The organism is Trinickia camelliae (assembly GCF_053525655.1).
Map to the genome: position 1 here is coordinate 106,278 of NZ_JBCHAA010000018.1, position 16,812 is coordinate 123,089.

The 16,812-nt window shown below is 62.8% G+C and carries 14 protein-coding genes; 4 read left to right on the forward strand and 10 right to left on the reverse strand.

Annotated features, from left to right (window positions below; translation table 11 throughout):
* Positions 1 to 2: 2 nt before the first annotated feature.
* From AAHK20_RS26645 to AAHK20_RS26670, 6 genes are all read right to left on the reverse strand, one after another.
* The gene (locus AAHK20_RS26645) at positions 3 to 1,184 is read right to left on the reverse strand and encodes a DUF445 domain-containing protein (RefSeq protein ID WP_449184471.1); all 1,182 of its coding nucleotides are present in this window, start codon (positions 1,182 to 1,184) and stop codon (positions 3 to 5) included.
* A 104-nt stretch (positions 1,185 to 1,288) separates the two neighbouring features.
* A complete protein-coding gene (gene phaZ, locus AAHK20_RS26650) occupies positions 1,289 to 2,131 on the reverse strand; it encodes a poly(3-hydroxyalkanoate) depolymerase (RefSeq protein WP_449184472.1) in 843 nt (280 codons plus the stop codon).
* 70 nt (positions 2,132 to 2,201) lie between these two features.
* Positions 2,202 to 2,624, reverse strand: coding sequence for a phasin family protein (locus AAHK20_RS26655; RefSeq protein WP_449184473.1), 423 nt, complete (start codon positions 2,622 to 2,624; stop codon positions 2,202 to 2,204).
* Between the two features lie 69 nt (positions 2,625 to 2,693).
* Positions 2,694 to 4,400, reverse strand: coding sequence for an alpha/beta fold hydrolase (locus AAHK20_RS26660; RefSeq protein WP_449184474.1), 1,707 nt, complete (start codon positions 4,398 to 4,400; stop codon positions 2,694 to 2,696).
* Between the two features lie 53 nt (positions 4,401 to 4,453).
* Entirely contained in the window at positions 4,454 to 4,930 is a 477-nt protein-coding gene (locus tag AAHK20_RS26665; RefSeq protein ID WP_449184475.1) for a MaoC family dehydratase, read from the reverse strand.
* A gap of 29 nt (positions 4,931 to 4,959) precedes the next feature.
* Positions 4,960 to 6,603, reverse strand: a complete 1,644-nt coding sequence (locus AAHK20_RS26670; protein ID WP_449184476.1) for a fatty acid--CoA ligase — start codon at positions 6,601 to 6,603, stop codon at positions 4,960 to 4,962.
* 215 nt (positions 6,604 to 6,818) lie between these two features.
* On the opposite strand from AAHK20_RS26670, the gene AAHK20_RS26675 reads away from it, so the two are divergent.
* Positions 6,819 to 7,499: a Crp/Fnr family transcriptional regulator gene (locus AAHK20_RS26675; protein WP_449184477.1), complete on the forward strand. Its 681-nt coding sequence runs from the start codon at positions 6,819 to 6,821 to the stop codon at positions 7,497 to 7,499.
* A 25-nt stretch (positions 7,500 to 7,524) separates the two neighbouring features.
* Here AAHK20_RS26675 and AAHK20_RS26680 read toward each other — a convergent pair whose 3' ends face one another.
* From AAHK20_RS26680 to AAHK20_RS26690, 3 genes are all read right to left on the reverse strand, one after another.
* On the reverse strand, positions 7,525 to 8,670 hold the full coding sequence (locus tag AAHK20_RS26680) for a porin (protein ID WP_449184478.1): 1,146 nt from the start codon (positions 8,668 to 8,670) through the stop codon (positions 7,525 to 7,527).
* 271 nt (positions 8,671 to 8,941) lie between these two features.
* Entirely contained in the window at positions 8,942 to 10,606 is a 1,665-nt protein-coding gene (locus tag AAHK20_RS26685) for a long-chain-fatty-acid--CoA ligase (protein WP_449184479.1), read from the reverse strand.
* A 106-nt stretch (positions 10,607 to 10,712) separates the two neighbouring features.
* On the reverse strand, positions 10,713 to 12,842 hold the full coding sequence (locus AAHK20_RS26690) for an alpha/beta hydrolase fold domain-containing protein (protein ID WP_449184480.1): 2,130 nt from the start codon (positions 12,840 to 12,842) through the stop codon (positions 10,713 to 10,715).
* 138 nt (positions 12,843 to 12,980) lie between these two features.
* On the opposite strand from AAHK20_RS26690, the gene AAHK20_RS26695 reads away from it, so the two are divergent.
* Both AAHK20_RS26695 and AAHK20_RS26700 read left to right on the forward strand, forming a co-directional pair.
* Positions 12,981 to 13,598 (forward strand): TetR/AcrR family transcriptional regulator, encoded by a 618-nt coding sequence (locus AAHK20_RS26695; RefSeq protein ID WP_449184481.1) that lies wholly within the window; start codon positions 12,981 to 12,983, stop codon positions 13,596 to 13,598.
* Between the two features lie 200 nt (positions 13,599 to 13,798).
* Positions 13,799 to 13,927: a hypothetical protein gene (locus AAHK20_RS26700; RefSeq protein WP_449184482.1), complete on the forward strand. Its 129-nt coding sequence runs from the start codon at positions 13,799 to 13,801 to the stop codon at positions 13,925 to 13,927.
* An 856-nt stretch (positions 13,928 to 14,783) separates the two neighbouring features.
* On the opposite strand, the gene AAHK20_RS26705 is transcribed toward AAHK20_RS26700, so the two are convergent.
* Entirely contained in the window at positions 14,784 to 15,863 is a 1,080-nt protein-coding gene (locus tag AAHK20_RS26705) for a hypothetical protein (RefSeq protein WP_449184483.1), read from the reverse strand.
* On the opposite strand from AAHK20_RS26705, the gene nudC reads away from it, so the two are divergent.
* The gene (gene nudC / locus AAHK20_RS26710) at positions 15,841 to 16,785 is read left to right on the forward strand and encodes an NAD(+) diphosphatase (RefSeq protein ID WP_449184484.1); all 945 of its coding nucleotides are present in this window, start codon (positions 15,841 to 15,843) and stop codon (positions 16,783 to 16,785) included. The genes AAHK20_RS26705 and nudC overlap by 23 nt on opposite strands.
* The last annotated feature ends 27 nt before the right edge of the window (positions 16,786 to 16,812 follow it).

Below are 16,812 nucleotides of genomic sequence, written 5' to 3' on the forward strand. Positions count from 1 at the left end.
GCTTAGCGCACGACAACGAACAGGCAGGCATGGATCACGACACCGACCATGCCGCCGACAAACGTGCCGTTGATTCGAATGTATTGCAGGTCTCGACCGATCTCCGCCTCGATCTTCCGGCTCACCTCTTTCGCGTCCCAGCCTGATACGACGTCGGTGATCAGGGCCGACAGATGATGGCGGTGACGCACCACGAGCCGCTTGGCGACATCGAGCCACCACGCATTCAGTTTTTGCTGCATGGAAGCGTCACGCGCCACGCCTTTGCCCAAGGACACCAGCGTACTTGCGAGCATGTCCCGCACGACGGAGCGCTCGCCTCCGAGATCGGCAAGCACGAATTCGCGGACATGTTCGAGGAGGACACGGTAATAGCCACCCTCGTCCAGATGCCGAATACAGTCGCGCAACAACAGCCTGCCATACCGGCGATACACCGCTGACGTGCGCAGCTCATTGGATAAATCGTGGATGGCAGCGTCGAATCGGCTCCTAAGCTCATGCTCCGGATTCGCGACGACCTCATGGATCAGCGCGACGACGCCATCGATAAACTTCTTGACGATGTAGGCGTCCAGCGCCGCCGGCGTGAACTTGGAAGCCTCGCTGAATTTCGCTTGAATCAAGTCTACGTTGCCGCTCAACCAAGCTTCCACTGCGATCAATCCGCGATCCAGAAGAGGCTGATGCCGGTTGCCTTCGGTGAGGATATTCAGGACCCCGCTCGCGACGCGAGAGACCTCGAGCTCGCGCAAGCGTGGAATCACGAGTTGATCGAAGAGGTGTTCGATGTCGGTCTCGTCGATGTCATCGAGCATTCGGGGTAGCGAGGCGGCGGCCGCCTCCGCGATGAACGCGCTATTTTCCCGCGCTGAAAGCCACTCCGCCAGCGCTTGCGCCGCGTTGAAGCCACTCAGCCGCCCGACGATCACCTCGGGTGTCAGGAAGTTCTCTTCGACAAAGTTGCCGAGACTCTCCGCGATGCGCTGCTGGTTTTGAGGAATGATCGCGGTGTGCGGGATCGGTATGCCGCACGGTCGGCGGAACAACGCGACCACCGCATACCAATCCGCAATCGCACCGACCGTACCGGCCTCGGCGAAAGCACGCGGCCACGCCAGCCACGGATACGCGGACTGCCAGATCGCACACGTGAGCAGCAAGACGATCATCGCCGCGAGCAAGCAGGTCGCCGTCGTGCGCATGCGCTTCAGCCGAACGAGCTTCTCGTCCCCGGCTGAGTCCATCTCCGCGCGCGCGGCATGTCCGTCTCGCTCCGTGACGAAGCTCAACTCGACTCCTCCCGCAGAAACCGCTTCACCAAAGGAGCGACTTCGCCTGCCCGCGTGATCAGAAAAAGATGGCCGTCATCGATCACGTGCAGGGTCGATTGTCGAATCCTCGCCGCGAGAATCTTGGCGTTCGTGAGCGGCACGATCGGATCGTCGTTGCCGTGCATGATGAGTGTCGGTTGCCGAAGCGCGCTCAGCCACGGCAAGCTGGTCCACCCCGATGCCGCCAGCAATTGATAGAGATAGCCGCGGCCGCGCGGCGGCTGGATATGGCGGCTGTGCTCCTCGAGCAGCGCGGGATCGCGCCGGTATGCGCCGCCGTAGATCTCCGCCCCGATTTGCCGCAGGTACTTCGGATCGGTATAGCGTCGCGGCCCGATCAGTTTGGAAAGCACAGACAGCCGCGCCGGCACCATGATCACCCCCGGCGACGTCGCGGCGAGAATCAGCTTGCGGCAGCGTCTCGGATAAACGAGCGCGAACTGCTGGGCGAGCGCTCCGCCCCATGAGACGCCGAGCACGTCGACAGCGCCGGCGTAGCCGAGCCGCGTCAGCAGTTTGTCGGACAGGACGGCAAGCGTCGAAAACCGATAGGGGATCAACGGCGCAGGCGAACCGCCGACGCCGGGGACGTCGAAGATAATGACCGTCACGTCATCGAGTGCTTCAACGAACGGCTCGACCAGTTCGAGATTCGCGCCGATGCCGTTGAACACGAGCAGCGGCGGCGAGGCGTCGCTGCCGCGCCGCACGCCGACGCGCAGCAACTGGCCGTCCAGATCGATCGTCTGAATGTGCATGGCGTCGACTAACTCCGGGCTTGTTGGTATGTCGTTCATCCGGTCGTGTTCCTGTTTGTAGGCTTCGTTGCAGCGGCGGCTTGCAGCCGGTTTGCACGCATCGGCTAGATCACTTCTTCGGCTGCATGAGCGCTTTCAATTCTTCGACGTGCTCCGCAAAGCGCTTCGTGACGACAGCGATGCTGTCGGTTTGAGCGCGGTACGCCGCATCCGCGAGCTCTTGCATATCGACGAAGGCCTTTTGCAGCGTCTTTTGCACGCCCTCGCCCGTTGCCGCAGCGGATTCGCTGCCCGGGGACCGCAAGCGCGTCACGAGCGATTGCAGTTCCGCCGTCGTCGAGCGGACGATCTCGATCTGCTTCTGACCGAGTTGCTGCACACCGGCGAGCGCGGCCATATTGGCTTCGGCGAGCGCTTCGATGTCCTTGCGGCGCGATTCGAGGATGGCGGAGAGGTCGAGGCCCGGCAGCTTGAACTGCGTGATGAGCTTCGTGTATTCCGCAAAGATGTTGTTCGGTTGGGTCGCTGCCATGATGATCTCCTTAGAGAAGATTTAAAAAGTCGTTCTTGAATTCGCTATCGGTAAGCGGCCATGAGCTGGTCACGCTTCCGATACGTAAGTGCCGGGTGCTGCCGCGCCGGCCGGGTGACGTTCGCTGCCGAGCGCCGCGGGCGCTGCACGCTTGTCGCCCGATCGCTCGGTCAGCCAGTCTCGCCAGTTGCCCCACCACGAGTCCGCTTCAGTCTTCGCGCCGGCGAGCCATGCATCGGCGTTCGCGGGCAGCTCGGGGTTGAGGTAGTACTTCGCCTTCGGATTGCCGGGAGGATTGATCAGGCTCTGGATGTGACCGCTCGAACTCAAGACGAAGCGCGTGTTGCCGCCAAACGTGGTGGCCGTGTTGTACACACCCTTCCACGGCGTGATGTGATCGGTGATGCCTGCCACCACGTACTTGTCGCACGTGACTTGGGACAGGTCGATCGGCGTGCCCAGTATCGTCAGCCCGCCCGGCTTGCTGAAGAGGTTCTGCGTGAAGATGTCGAGCAGTTGCCCATGCAGCTTCGCCGGGAGGCGAGTCGTGTCGTTGTTCCAGTAAAGGACGTCGAACGCGGGCGGTGTATTGCCCATCAAGTAGTTGTTGACCCAGTAGTTCCACACCAGATCGTTGGGTCGCATCCAGGCAAAGACGCGTCCCATTTCCTCGCCCTCCAGCACGCCGCGCGAAATGCTGTGCTGCTTGGCGGCCGCGATGGCCTCGGGTGTCGCAAAGAGACCGAGCTGCGAGTCGGCGGTGTTGTCGAGTACGGCGACCATCAGCGTGGTGGCATGAACCGTCTTCTCGCCGCGGCTCGCGAGATGTCCGAGCAAAGCCGAGATCGTCATCGCACCGGAGCAAGCGCCATGCAAATTGACGTCGTCGCTCCCGGTGATCTCGCGCACCGCCGCGATCGCTTCGATGAGCGCGCTCACGTACGTGTCCAGATCCCAGTGACTTTGCGCCGCGGTCGGATTGCGCCAGCTGACGACGAAGACCTGGAGTTCGTTCTTGACCAGATAGTCGACGATGCTCTTGCCTTCGGAGAGATCGAAGACATAGAACTTGTTGATCTGCGGCGGCACGATCAGTTGCGGCCGGCTGTAGACCTGTTGAGTCGTCGGCGCGTACTGGATCAGTTCGAGCACTTCGTTGCGAAAGACGACCGAGCCCTTGGCGGTGCCGAGGTTCTTGCCCACCTCGAAAGCCGTCTTGTTGACCTGCGCGGGCATGCCGCGATTCTTGAGCAGGTCCGTCACGATGTTGTTGCAGCCGTCGAGCAAGCTCGCGCCGCCGGTATCGATGACCTTCTTGAGCGCGGCGGGATTGCCAAGGAGCGTGTTGGTCGGCGACGCCGCGTCTGTAAGGAGCGACATCACGAACTTCGCGCGCTCCTTGTTATCGGGATTCAATCCGGAGCGCTCGACGAAACCCTCGAGCGCATTGCGCCACGCGAGGTAGCCTTGCAGCGTCATGCGATACAGCGAATTGTTCTGCCATGCGGGGTCGGTGAAACGCTTGTCACCCTTCGGGGGCGTGGACTCCGCCTGACCCGAGAAAAGCCCGAACAGCTTGCGAACCAAGGCCATTTCCTGCTCCATGACCAAGCCCGGTTGCCGCATCGCCTGTGCGCCGATTTTCTGAGCGGTGGCGACGATGTCGCACGGCCGCAGGCCGACAAACGGATTGGGTCCCAGCATGCCGTCGGCGGCCGATGCCGCGAGATCGTCGGCCTTGTCGCTTTGCTGCGGGCTTTCAGTGGTTACCGCCATTTCGCTGCTCCTTCAGGAATTCGTTCGCAACGCCTGCATTCACGTTTCACGCGTCAGGCGACCAGCATCGCAAGGGTTTCTGCAATCAACGCGGGCTTGTCCTCGCCATCGATCTGCAGTTCGTTCATGGCCTTGATCAGAATGCGGCCGCCGCCCTTCTGCTCCGCCGAGACCAGCGTGACGCGGCTGCGCACGCGCGCCCCCGCTTTCACGGGCGTCATGAAACGCACTTTGTCGAGGCCATAGTTGAGCCCGGCCGTTGCGTCCTTGGGGACCATGCCGATCTCGATCGACAAACCCCCGAGCAACGAAAGCGTCAGATAGCCGTGCGCGATCGTGCCGCCGAACGGACTCTCGCGTTTCGCCCGCTCAACGTCCACATGAATCCATTGCTTGTCGCCCGTGCACTCGGCGAACGCATCGATGCGCGCTTGATCGACGACGACCCAGCTCGACACACCTAGTTCGCGACCCACGAAGTCATTGATCGTGGCGACGCTGTAATTCCCGCTGTCATTTCCGCTACTCATGGCTTGTCTCCTCCAAATCCGCTAGCCGTTCAGACGAGCTGCTCGCGCAGCCCCTTCTTGTTGATCTTGCCGACGCTCGTTTTGGCGAGCGCATCGACAAACTTCACGATCTGCGGCACCGCGTACTTCGATATCTTTCCGGTGGTGCTGAACGACAAGACGTGCTGCTTGATGTCGTCCTCCGTGACGGCGGCGCCCTCTTCGAGCACGACCAGCGCCACCGGCCGCTCGCCCCACTTGTCATCCTTGATGCCGATGACAGCCACTTCCGATACGCCCGCGTACTGAGAGATCAAGTTTTCTATCTCGAGCGACGACACCCATTCGCCGCCGGACTTGATGACGTCCTTGAGACGGTCGGTGATCTGGAGGTTGCCCGTCGGATCGATGTGGGCGATGTCCTGCGTGTGGAGATAACCGCCGGCCCACAGCGTCTCGGAAGCGTCGGGATTGTTCAGATAGCCCTGCGTGAGCCAAGGTGCGCGCGCCACGACCTCGCCGGTGGCGTGGCCGTCACGGGCGACATCGTCCATGTTGTCGTCGACGACGCGCAGGTCGACGAGCGGAACCGGCCGTCCGGTCTTGCAACGCAGACGAACTTGCTCATCGGCATCGAGCGCTTCCGCCCCGGGCGGAAGCTGCGCGAGACTGAGCACCGGGCAGGTTTCCGACATCCCATATCCGACGAACACGTCGATGCCCCGCTTGACCGCTGCTTGCGCGAGACCTTGCGGCAGCGCGCCGCCGCCGATGACGATCTTCCACTTGCTCATGTCAGTCGCCTTGCCTTCTTCGCAGGCGAGCAGCATGTGAAGAATCGTGCTGACGCAATGCGAGAACGTGACGCCCTCGTCGCGCACCAGCCGAGCGATCCGGTCCGGCATATAGCGGCCGGGATAAACCTGCTTCACGCCCAGCACCGTGGCGATATACGGCATGCCCCACGCGTGGACATGGAACATCGGCGTGAGCGGCATGTACACGTCGCCGCGATGAAAGCGCTGTCCCGAGACCGGGCTCGCCAGCGCCGCCATGAGCGTGATCGTGTGCAGCACCAACTGCCGATGCGTGAAGTAGACGCCCTTCGGAAGACCGGTCGTGCCGGTGGTGTAGAACGTGGTGGCGCGCGTGTTCTCGTCGAAGTCGGGGAACGCGTAGCTCGTGCTGTTCGCCGAGAGCATCGCCTCGTATTCCGCCGAGAACGGGATGCTGTGCGCTTCCGCCACGCTGCCGGGCTCGTCGATCCAGATGAAGGTCTTCACCGTTTCCAGTTGGTCCTTGATCGCTTCGACGACCGGCAGAAAATCGGTGTGAACGAGCAGGACTTCAGCGCGGGCGTGATTGATCGTGTAGGCGATCTCAGCCGGCGACAGACGCACGTTCACGGTCTGCAGGACAGCGCCCATCATCGGCACGGCGAAATAGCATTCGAGGTAGCGGTGGCTGTCCCAATCCATGACCCCAACGGTGCTGCCGTGCTGCACGCCAAGCTGGCTCAAGCCGTTGGCGAGGCGTCCGATGCGCTCGCGCAGCGTCGAATAAGTCATCCGGAACTGGTCCCGGTAGACGATCTCCTCGTCCTGCGCCTGTACGAACGGCGTGAGCAGCAACTGCTTGATCAGCAGCGGATAGGCGTAGGCAGTGGAAGCGGTCGTCTTGGCGTTGTCCTGCATCGATGTCTCCTTCAGTGTCCAAATGGACAGCAGGCGAATTCGGATCTAGTTATTTTTCTCGCCCTGCTGCGGTATTCCTGCGGTATTTCGTTGGAAGAATCATGCGGGTGTCGGGGCTTCGGAAATACCCCCTGAATGGGGGAGTGCCGTCCGCATTGGGGTGGCTAGAATGATTTCAGCCCCGCGTACTTTTTACTGCCTCAAACATGGCGTCCATGACCGACACGTCCGAAGAGATGCGAACCAACCAATGGTTCTGCTCCTTGCCTGCCGCCGAGCAGGAGGCGCTGATTGAGCGAGGCGAATTGATCACGCTTCAGCCCGGCGAATACGTGTTCCGCCGGGGCGATACGCCGAGCGGCTTTTATGGTCTGAAGAAAGGCCGACTCAAAGCCTTCACGCTCCGAGAAGACGGCAAGGAGGCGATCCTGGCCGTCATCGAAGCCGGCAACTGGTTCGGTCAAACCTCCCTGACCACGCGTCAGCCACGCCTGCGCGATGTCGCAGCCATCGAGCGATCGACCGTCCTCATGGTCCGGGCACCGGCCTTCGAGGAACTGATGCAAAGTCAAACCTTCTTCCGGGCCATCTCCGAGCTGCAGTCCCTCCACATGAACTGGCTCTATCGCATGGTCGAAGACGCCACGCTTCATTCGACGCGCGCACGCATTGCGCGGCGCCTGCTGCTGCTCGCGTCGGGCGACGTGACAGCGTGGCCGGAAAGCCGGCCCGACGTCAGCGTCTCCCAGGACACGCTGGCGATGATGCTCGGCATCACGCGCCAGACGCTGTCGCTCGAGCTCAAGGCGATGGCCGAAAAAGGAGCGATCGCGCTCAGGTATGGCCGCATCGAAATCTGTTCGAGGGACATCCTGGTGTCGTTTCAGGATTCTTAGCGATCGCTCCCGCCGGCCTCCCTCGCTAGAACAAGTGCCGCACGCCGGCCATGACGCCCAGCTGCGTCGTGCCAAACGCCGAACTCAGCGCATTCACGCCTTGGAACTGGGCGCCCACCATGCCGCCGCGATACAGCGAGTAGTCGGTCTCCAGATAGACATCCGTGCGCTTGGACAAGTAGTAGTCCGCGAGCACCTGGAATTGCGTCGCGTTGCCGTCGGCGGCTTGCGTTTTACCGGTCTGAATCGTGCGCCACACGTTCGCGGCAAGGTGGATCTTGTCCGCGAGCTCCTGCGACACGCCGCCATAAAACATTTGCCGTGTGCCGAACGTATTGAACTTGAGCGCGGTGAGTTCCGGCGCGCTGAACGGGCCGTTAGGGAAATTGCCTTGAAAGCCGGCATCCTGCCGGTTCACGGCCCAGCCGGCAGTGACCGTCGTGCTGCCGAATGAATAGGACCCGCCGGCGGTCCACGATCGGAAATGCGCCGACGTGTTCACGGCATCGCGCGAGTCCAGGTACGCGGCGGCAAGACGCAATGGCAGGCCGGGCAAAAAGATCAGCGATGCCCCAATCTGACTGCCCGAGCCGAATGCGCCCGCATTGCCGCCAAACGCATACGACACCTCGCCCGTCAGGTATTGCCAGCGCGCCGCGTACTTGACCATGTTGCTGGTCCACACGCCCTGGGCCATCATCACTTCCGGCCGAAACTGGTAGTAGGTCGGGAGCCAAGGGTTGGTAATGAAGGCGCTCAGCACGGCGTCAGCCAGCGGGTTGATCTGCCGCCCCATCGTCAACTTTCCGTACGTGCTCGACTGGAGGCCGACAAACGCTGTATTGAAGAACGGATAGGCGGGGTCGGTCACGCCGGAGTTCGGGAAGAAGCGGCTTTCTAATTGGAACAGGACCTTCGTTCCGCCGCCGATGTCTTCCACGCCCTTGAATCCGAAGTGGCTTTCGCTTTCGCCGCTTTGCATCTGGACTTGAGAATCGCCTTTCGTATTCGCGTGGGTCGTATAGCGAATGCCTTGGTCGACGAGACCATAGAGCGTGACCGTCGATTGCGCGGCTGCCGTGACGGAATACAGCGTCGCGGTCGACATGATGGCGGCCAACAGGCCCGCCTTGTGCCGATACCGCTCCTTCAATCTCCTTACCTGCCTCATGTAAAAGCTCCAGTCTTATGATTATGTCGTACTGCAAACTATACGAACCACATCCACTACGCTTTGATTACCCGCTGACCGTGCTGCTCCGGTCAAGGCGTCGCGCCCAAAACCACACGTTGCCGGGAAACCTTGGCGTCAACTGCCAGAAAATTTACATTCCGCGGCGCGAACGCATCGGCCGCCGCGGCACCCTTATTCCATCGCCTAGACAAGGCGTGGGGGATTTCCCTAGGGCTTGGCAAGAAGCCGGCCGATCCGGCCGGCGGCCTCAGGATCGAGGGTTTCGACTCCGCGTTTCCTCTTCCTGCAGCAGTCTCCACTGGATCTTTCCGCTCGCGGTGCGAGGCAAGCTCGCTGCAAACTCGATGATGCGCGGAACCTTGTAGGACGCCATGCGCTCGCGGGCCCACGACACGATGTCGTCTTGCGTCGCGTGCTCGCCGTTCCGAAGCACGATGACCGCCTTGACCGATTCGCCGCGACGCGGATCGAGCGTCGCAATGACACACGCTTCCTGCACGGCGGGATGCTCGAACAGCATGGCCTCGACCTCGGCAGGCCAGACTTTGTAGCCGGAGGCATTGATCATCCGCTTCAGCCGGTCGACGACGAAGAAATAACCGTCGCTATCGACGTAGCCGAGATCTCCCGTGCGCAAGTAACGCTGCCCGTCGATCAGAACGAATGCCTCGCGCGTGGCTTCCGGCGACTTCCAGTACCCATCGAACACTTGGGGACCGCTCACGAGAATCTCGCCTGTTTCGCCAACGCCCAGCGGTTCGAGCGTTTCTGGGTCGACCACGAGCGAATGCGTGTTGAAGACCGGCACCCCCATGCACTGCGGCTTGCTGCGCTTCGGCGGGTTGATGTGCGTCGCCGCCATCGTCTCGGTGAGGCCGTACCCTTCGACGTACGGAATACCCCAACGCTGCTGGATCTGCTGCGCGACCGCCTGCGGCATCGCAGCCCCGCCGCCGCTCAAATACGCAATGGAGCGCAGGTCGAACTGGTCGACGTCCGCGAGATTCAGCAGGTCGATGAGCATCGTGGGGACGGTGATCCATGCGCTGACGCGGTGGCGTTCTATCAGATGCGCGGCACAGGTCGCGTCCCAGCGGGTCATGACCGCCATCGTGGCGCCGATGAAGATCGGCATGTTCATGCAGTTCTGCATGCCCGTGACGTGAAAGAGCGGAACGGAGCACAGCATCACGCTCTCGCTCGCGAGGTCCGGCCACTTCGCACACGAGACCGTCGAATGCATCACGCTGCGATGGGTGTGGATGCAACCTTTGGGGCGGCCCGTTGTGCCGGAGGTGTACGGGATGCACGCCAGATCCTCGGGCCCGGATTCATGTTCGCGCGGCGTGCAGGCACGTGAAAGCGCGTCGTTCCAGCCGATGAGGGCAGCATCGCCGTCGATCTTTTCCGCATGAGGCTGCGAGCAAGACGATGTCAGCACGTCGGGCAGCGGCAGATCGATCCCCTCACGAAGATAATCGGCGTAGCGCGCGGGGATCACATGGTCCAACTGGCCGCGCGGCAGCGACCACACATGCTCCATGAGCTCTTCGCCGACGAAGGCGACGCGAGCCCCGCTATCTTCAAGAATGTGTTGCAGCTCCGCGCTCCGGTTCATCGGATTGACGGGCACGACCACCGCATCCGCGCGCAGCACCGCATAGAACGCGATGACGAACTGCACGCTGTTCTGCATGTACAGGACGACGCGGTCGCCCCGCGCGACGCCGCAGTGCTGCTGCAGGAATCCGGCCATCGCATCGACTTCGGAGCGCAACTGCCGATAGCTGACCGTACCGCCGTAGTAAAGGATGGCGGCCTTGTCCGGATGCCGGTTCGAGGAGACTTCGAGATTCGTGTAAAGCGATGTCCGCGGCGCGTCGACCAGCCGACGCGTTGAGTTTGCCGTCATGTCTACTCCGGGCTTGAGACGAAATGCAGTGAGTTGGCGCGAAAGTCGGTACAGACTGCGCCGCCGCATCCGAACCTGGCGCCGTGCGCCAGGCGGATGCGCCTTGCTACTTCTGAAGGAGCTGCCGGCTCCACTGGCCGATTGCTTCGAGCGTCTCGGCGGTTTCCGGCAGGAACGGGAACAGCGTGAACACGTGAACCGAATCGGCCACCATCTTCAACTTCACGTTCGCGCCCGCTGCCTTGGCCCGCTCCGCGAAGCGCGTCGTATCGCTTTCCAACACCTCTCCCTCCACGGCCGAAAGGAATACCGGCGGCAGATCCGCGAGGTCGGCGAACAGCGGCGACACCATCGGATCGGTCGGCTCGTGGCCCTGGAAGTAAGACGCGACGAGGTTCGAAAGCGTCTCGCGATTCGCGGCCGGATCGTCTCCTGAGTTCGCCTTGACGGAAGGACCACCAAGCGTGAGGTCGGTGAGCGGGCAGATCGCGATGACGCCGGCCGGCAACGGCAGCCCCGCGCGACGCAACGCGGCAGCCAGCGCCAGGGCGAGACCGCCGCCCGACGATTCGCCGCTCAGGAAGACCGTCGACGGATCGACACCTGAGGCGAGCAAGCCGCGATAGGCGCTGAATGCATCGTCGAAGGCCGCCGGATACGGATGTTCCGGCGCGAGGCGATAGTCGACCGTGTAGCACGGCCCGTTCAGGGCGTGCGACAGACGGCTTGCGTATTCGACCGAGCTTCTCGCCGAACCGAGCACGTAGCCGCCGCCGTGGAAATGCAGCACGGTCGCCTTTTGCGAAGCCCCTGCCGCCATCACCCGCAACGCGCTCACCCCATGGAGATCGACATCCGTCACTTCGGTGCTTGCCGGCGCAGGGAACTGCTCGAGCAGAAACCGTTCGTAGGCGGCACGCTGCCCCCGGTCGCCGCGCGCGATGTCATCCGGCTTGAACACGCCCTTCCAGAGATCGAACGCGCGCTGGCTCTCGGGCCGCGCCATCCGCTTGCCTTCGCGCGCCGCGCTCAGGCCGACGACCTCGCCCGGCGGCAGCTTGACGGCCTCGAGGATGTCGTGCCCCCAGGCGAACGACCACGACGCTTCAGCCAGCGGATCGATGCGCGAGAGGCCCTTCAGGCGTCCATTGCGTTGACGCACCCGCGCCTCGTCGGGCTCATGCGCCCAATCGACGACGAACCGCGCGCCCGCCTGAATCCGCGTCGTACGCGGCTGGCGCCGCCGCTCGTACTCGAGCAGCGCGTCCTGAACGCCAGACCGCCCATGGTTCTTGAGACAGGTGGCAAGCACCCACGCGTCTTCGATCGCCTGGCAGGCGCCTTGCGCGAGATACGGCACCATCGCATGCGCCGCGTCGCCGAGCAGCGCGATGCGCCCCGTGCTCCAGTGTTCGATCGGGTCCCGGTGGTACATCCCGGTGATGAACGTCGAGTCCACGGCATCGAGCATCTTCTGGACGGTCGGCTCGCAACCCTCGAACGAGCGCCGCAGTTGCGCGACGTCCCCGGATTGCGTCCACGACTCGCGGCTCACTTCGGTGGCCGGCACCGACGCAAGAATGCTGTAGAGGTCCTTGCGCACCCAGTACGAGACGATGTTCCTGCCCACGCCGAACCAGTTGTTCCCCGCCACCGGCAACTTCAGGCCGGTGAGCCTGTCGGCGGGGATCAGCGAGCGCCACATCAGAATGTTGGCGAACTGCTTCTCTTCGGGTCCCCGCAGGGCCGTACGAACGGCGGAGTGAATCCCATCCGCGCCGATCACGGCGTCTCCTCGGATCACCTCGCCGTTTTGCAGCGTGACGTAAGCGCCTTCGTCATCCTGAGAAACCGACGCGCACTCCACCCCGAGCCGCACCACATTGGGCGGCAAAGCCTTCGCGAGCAAATCGATCAAATCGGCGCGGTGAACGTTGTAGAGCAACGCGCCATACCGCGCCTCGGCCTCCTTGCCGAGCGGGGCGACGTACAAGAGACGCCCCGTCGACAACTCGAGATAGTCGAAGCGCTCGGGCACCGTCGCGACCTTCGCGAGCGCCGGTTCAAGCCCCAATTCCCGCAGCACGATCGTGCCGTTCGCGGCGATCTGGACGCCCGCCCCCACCTCGGTCAACTGCGGCGCACGCTCCAGTACAATCGGCTCGATGCCGTGGCGCAGCAGCGCCAGAGCGGTCGTGAGCCCGCCAATGCCTCCTCCAACGACGACAACTTTCATGCTAAGTTTCTCCTACTGGGTTAGTTAACCCAGTGTAGTTAATTAACTCGACACGGTAAAGTAATGGCGACGTCAGGGAAAACCCTTCGCTCGGATGGAGCGGAGACGCGGGCTCGACTCAAAGAAGAAGCCCAACGCTTGTTCGCGCTGCGCGGATTGGATGGGGTGTCCGTGCAGGACATCATCTCGGCCGCGGAGCAGCGAAACAGCGCCTCGCTGCGCTACTACTTCGGGAACAAGCTGGAGCTGGCGCGCGAGTTGGTGGTCGACGGCGCGCGTCTCATCGACGAGGACCGTCAAGCTCGGCTCGACAGACTGGAGGCAGAGGGCGCGATCAACGTGCGCTCGGTCTTGGGCGCGCTGCTCTATCCGATGCTCGAGTTGGCGGATCGCACGGGGCAGGCGACGTACATTCGCATGATCGCCAATCTGCAGTTGAACAATCGCGCGTTCTTGCGAGAGGCCCTGGAAAACAAGTGGAATCTGAGCTATCAGCGCTGCAACGCCCTGCTCCGTGAGCTGCTTTCAGAGATTCCGCCGGCGATCGTCGATCACCGGCTGTCGCTCGTGGGCATCTATGGCAATGCCGCGTTGGCTGCGTGGGAAGCCAGTCGAGACAATGAGGATTCCGGAACGCTTTGGTCTCCGCAATATGCGGTGTCGAGCTTGATGGACACCTTCGAAAACGTGCTTACCGCGGAGCCATCGGGAGAAACGCAGTCGCTCTTGGGAGCGACTCCAACGACATCGGCCTGATGATAAAGGCGCTGCTCTCGGACGATAACCGCTGGAGCTGGCCGGCCTCGTCTGTGCGGAATGACTGTGCCGCTGATGCACACTTGCAGCCCGCGGAATATCCACTCTCCGACGCGTGTTTACGTAGGCATGAGCGGCTTCCAGCCTCCTGATCGCGCCGCGCCGCTCGCCTCGCAACGCGCCGCCAGGAGCAAATCGCCATGTTCAACGTTCTTTCCAACCGGATCCTGATCTGCGGCAACGCCTATCACGAGTACACATTCGTGCCGTCGCTGAACCGATACGTATACCGGCGCACGGTCGATCTGAGCCGGGTTTGCATTCAATAAGCCATCCGCCAACCACCGGCTAGCACGTCGACGGTTCGTTCTGCCAAATCACGTCGGCTTCTTCATACGAATGGCATTGGGTAGGCAGACTTTCCCCCGCGCTTCGATTGCCTTGCGAAGTCCGTCGTTTAGCGCTTCCGCGATCTTCTGTCGACGTGTATGCCCAAGCTATGTCCACGATCTCACACTTCAATTGGGATTCGGCCTAGCGGGCACAGCGAATGCTCCACCTGCATTGTGGGCGGCGACTCCGTCAAGATCGGCCACGAAGATGGCGAGCGTCTTCATAGCTCAAAGGCCTACGATTGAAAACTTGGCACACCGCTCCAATTGCCGTGGCGGAAAGCAAGGGGACGGCACATGAATGTAGCGAATGGAAGGATCAGACGAAACGCTCCGAAGCGTGTTGTTCTGTTCAGGCAGGCCGAGCTTGCGCACTCGGGTGCAGGTAGCCCGGATGCACACATCAAGGTCGCTCCGCATGCGCGGGGCAGACGTCTTGCGCTTTGGGTTGCGTTGGCTGTCGGGGTCATGGGTATCGTCGCGTATGGCGATCGGTTCGACTATGATCAGCTGCTCGGGATCATCGGACCCACGTCGCCAGCGCAACACACTTCTTGGTCCGGTCCTGTCGCGCTACCATCGCCGCCTCCCGCTCGCGACACCGCGGTTGCCAGTGCTGCGCTCGCCCCGCCTGTGTCTTCCGCTCCGTCCGATTACCGCGCTGGACCTGGTCCGGATTCTGTTGCGCCGCAGTCGGTTACGCGAGCGCCTGGTCAAGCAAGCCATGCCGCCACACAGAATCGCCGCCATTCGGCGCCGCACGTGAGTGCAATCGCGCGGCATGCGCCCGAGATCACCCAACCCACATCTCCGACGCAACAAGCGTCTTCGTCCGGTGATGTCGCGGAATCATCGTCACCTCCTGCCCAGGGAACTGAAAGTGACAGTGCTGAGCTCGCCCCGCCCGTGCCTTCCGCTTCGTTCGATCACGGCGGTGCGCCTTCCCCGGATTCTGCTTCATTGCGGATGGCTGAAGGACAGCCTGTAGGCGTTCACGGCGGAGGTACTTCGGGGGCAGGCAGTTCGGGCGCAGGCAGTTCAGGCTCAGGCAGTTCAGGCTCAGGCAGTTCAGGCGCAGGCAGTTCAGGTGCAGGCAGTTCGGGCGCAGGCAGTTCAGGTGCAGGCAGTTCGGGCGCAGGCAGTTCAGGCGCAGGCGGTTCAGGCGCAGGTAGTTCGGGCGCAGGCGGTTCGGGCGCAGGCACGGGCGGTCACGGCACAGGCACTTCGGGCGCAGGCACTTCGGGCGCGGGCACTTCGGGCGCGGGCACTTCGGGCGCAGGCACTTCGGGCGCAGGCACTTCGGGCGCAGGCACTTCGGGCGCAGGCAGTTCGGGCGCAGGCAGTTCGGGCGCAGGCAGTTCGGGTGCAGGCACTTCGGGCACAGGCACTTCGGGCACAGGCACTTCGGGTGCGGGTAGTTCGAGCGCGGGCGGTCACGGCACAGGCAGTTCAGGCGCGGGCAGTTCAGGCGCAGGCAGTTCGAGCGCAGGCAGTTCAGGCGCGGGCAGTTCGGGCACAGGCAGTTCAGGCACAGGCAGTTCGGGCGCGGGCAGTTCGGGCGCGGGCAGTTCGGGCGCAGGCAGTTCAGGTGCAGGCAGTTCAGGCGCAGGCAGTTCGGGCGCGGGCACGGGCGGTCACGGCTCAGGCAGTTCAGGTGCAGGCAGTTCGGGTGCAGGCGCGGGCGGTCACGGCGGAGGCGGTTCGGGCGCAGGCGGGTCAAAGTAATCATCGGCCGCCTTGTTTTCAGCCGCCCTTTCGTGCAAGAGACGAAGGTCATGGCGGCTCGCGGCGCCTGACGGGATGTCGTGCCATACTCCCAGACCGTGTCCATCCGCAACGCCACGTTGGTGATGACTCCATCTTCCGCATCCATCGGCTTTAACTACAACCCGCTCGATCGCCGCTCCGAAAGTCGCGACGATCACGCCTTCATCGAGTCTCTCCGCAGCGCCCCGTCCGCGCGCTTTCTCGTGTTCGAGGCCGATATCCCCTTGCTCAAACACGGCAGTGAGCACGACGCATGGTTCCTGGCAAGCGAAGCGGCCACTTTCGGCGAACCGCTTCACTGCGTCTTCCTCGGGCAGGAGAGCGATGGCAGCGGACGTTTCGCGCTCGATTTCAAGCTCGGCCTCGAACTATCCGACCCATTGCCAGGCGCGGTCCACCATCGGGTCGACCTGCGCTCGATCGCCCTGCAAGGCCTCGTCTCTCCCGCGGTCCTGGGAATACTGGGCCAGGCGAAGTCGATGCTCGACTGGCATCGCCGCCATTCCTTCTGCGCCAACTGCGGCTCGATGAGCCGCGCCACGGCGGCCGGCTGGCAGCGAATCTGCGATGCCTGTGGCGCCCGCCACTTTCCGCGGGTCGACCCGGTCGTGATCATGCTGGGGATCGACGGCGAGCGTTGCCTGCTCGGACGTCAACGCCAATTCGCCCCTGGAATGTACTCGGCGCTCGCGGGTTTCCTCGAGCCCGGCGAGACGGTGGAAGACGCGGTGCGCCGCGAGGTGCTCGAGGAAACGCGCGTGAAGTGCACACAGGTCGTCTACTTCGCTTCGCAACCGTGGCCGTTTCCTTCGTCGCTCATGATCGGCTGCTTCGCTCAGGCGAGCGATATGGAAATCGTTGTCGATACCAGGGAACTCGAAGACGCCCGGTGGTTCTCCCGCTCCGAAGTCGCGGCGATGCTCGCGGGCACGCATGCGAGCGGACTTTCCGCGCCCAAGCCGTTCGCCATCGCCCATCATTTGCTGCAGGCGTATGTTTCGCAGGGTCCCTCAATATTGCGCAGCTGATCGAGTCATCGAGTGCGGCAGCCGCTC

What these genes read in the sequence shown, in the direction of transcription:
- AAHK20_RS26675 (WP_449184477.1), top strand. Translation starts at nt 6,819, where the DNA reads ATGACCGACACGTCCGAAGAGATGCGAACCAACCAATGGTTCTGCTCC.
- AAHK20_RS26685 (WP_449184479.1), bottom strand. Translation starts at nt 10,606, where the DNA reads ATGACGGCAAACTCAACGCGTCGGCTGGTCGACGCGCCGCGGACATCG.
- AAHK20_RS26670 (WP_449184476.1), bottom strand. Translation starts at nt 6,603, where the DNA reads ATGCAGGACAACGCCAAGACGACCGCTTCCACTGCCTACGCCTATCCG.
- AAHK20_RS26705 (WP_449184483.1), bottom strand. Translation starts at nt 15,863, where the DNA reads ATGGATGCGGAAGATGGAGTCATCACCAACGTGGCGTTGCGGATGGAC.
- AAHK20_RS26655 (WP_449184473.1), bottom strand. Translation starts at nt 2,624, where the DNA reads ATGGCAGCGACCCAACCGAACAACATCTTTGCGGAATACACGAAGCTC.
- AAHK20_RS26665 (WP_449184475.1), bottom strand. Translation starts at nt 4,930, where the DNA reads ATGAGTAGCGGAAATGACAGCGGGAATTACAGCGTCGCCACGATCAAT.
- AAHK20_RS26660 (WP_449184474.1), bottom strand. Translation starts at nt 4,400, where the DNA reads ATGGCGGTAACCACTGAAAGCCCGCAGCAAAGCGACAAGGCCGACGAT.
- AAHK20_RS26700 (WP_449184482.1), top strand. Translation starts at nt 13,799, where the DNA reads ATGTTCAACGTTCTTTCCAACCGGATCCTGATCTGCGGCAACGCCTAT.
- AAHK20_RS26680 (WP_449184478.1), bottom strand. Translation starts at nt 8,670, where the DNA reads ATGAGGCAGGTAAGGAGATTGAAGGAGCGGTATCGGCACAAGGCGGGC.
- AAHK20_RS26690 (WP_449184480.1), bottom strand. Translation starts at nt 12,842, where the DNA reads ATGAAAGTTGTCGTCGTTGGAGGAGGCATTGGCGGGCTCACGACCGCT.
- phaZ (WP_449184472.1), bottom strand. Translation starts at nt 2,131, where the DNA reads ATGAACGACATACCAACAAGCCCGGAGTTAGTCGACGCCATGCACATT.
- nudC (WP_449184484.1), top strand. Translation starts at nt 15,841, where the DNA reads ATGACTCCATCTTCCGCATCCATCGGCTTTAACTACAACCCGCTCGAT.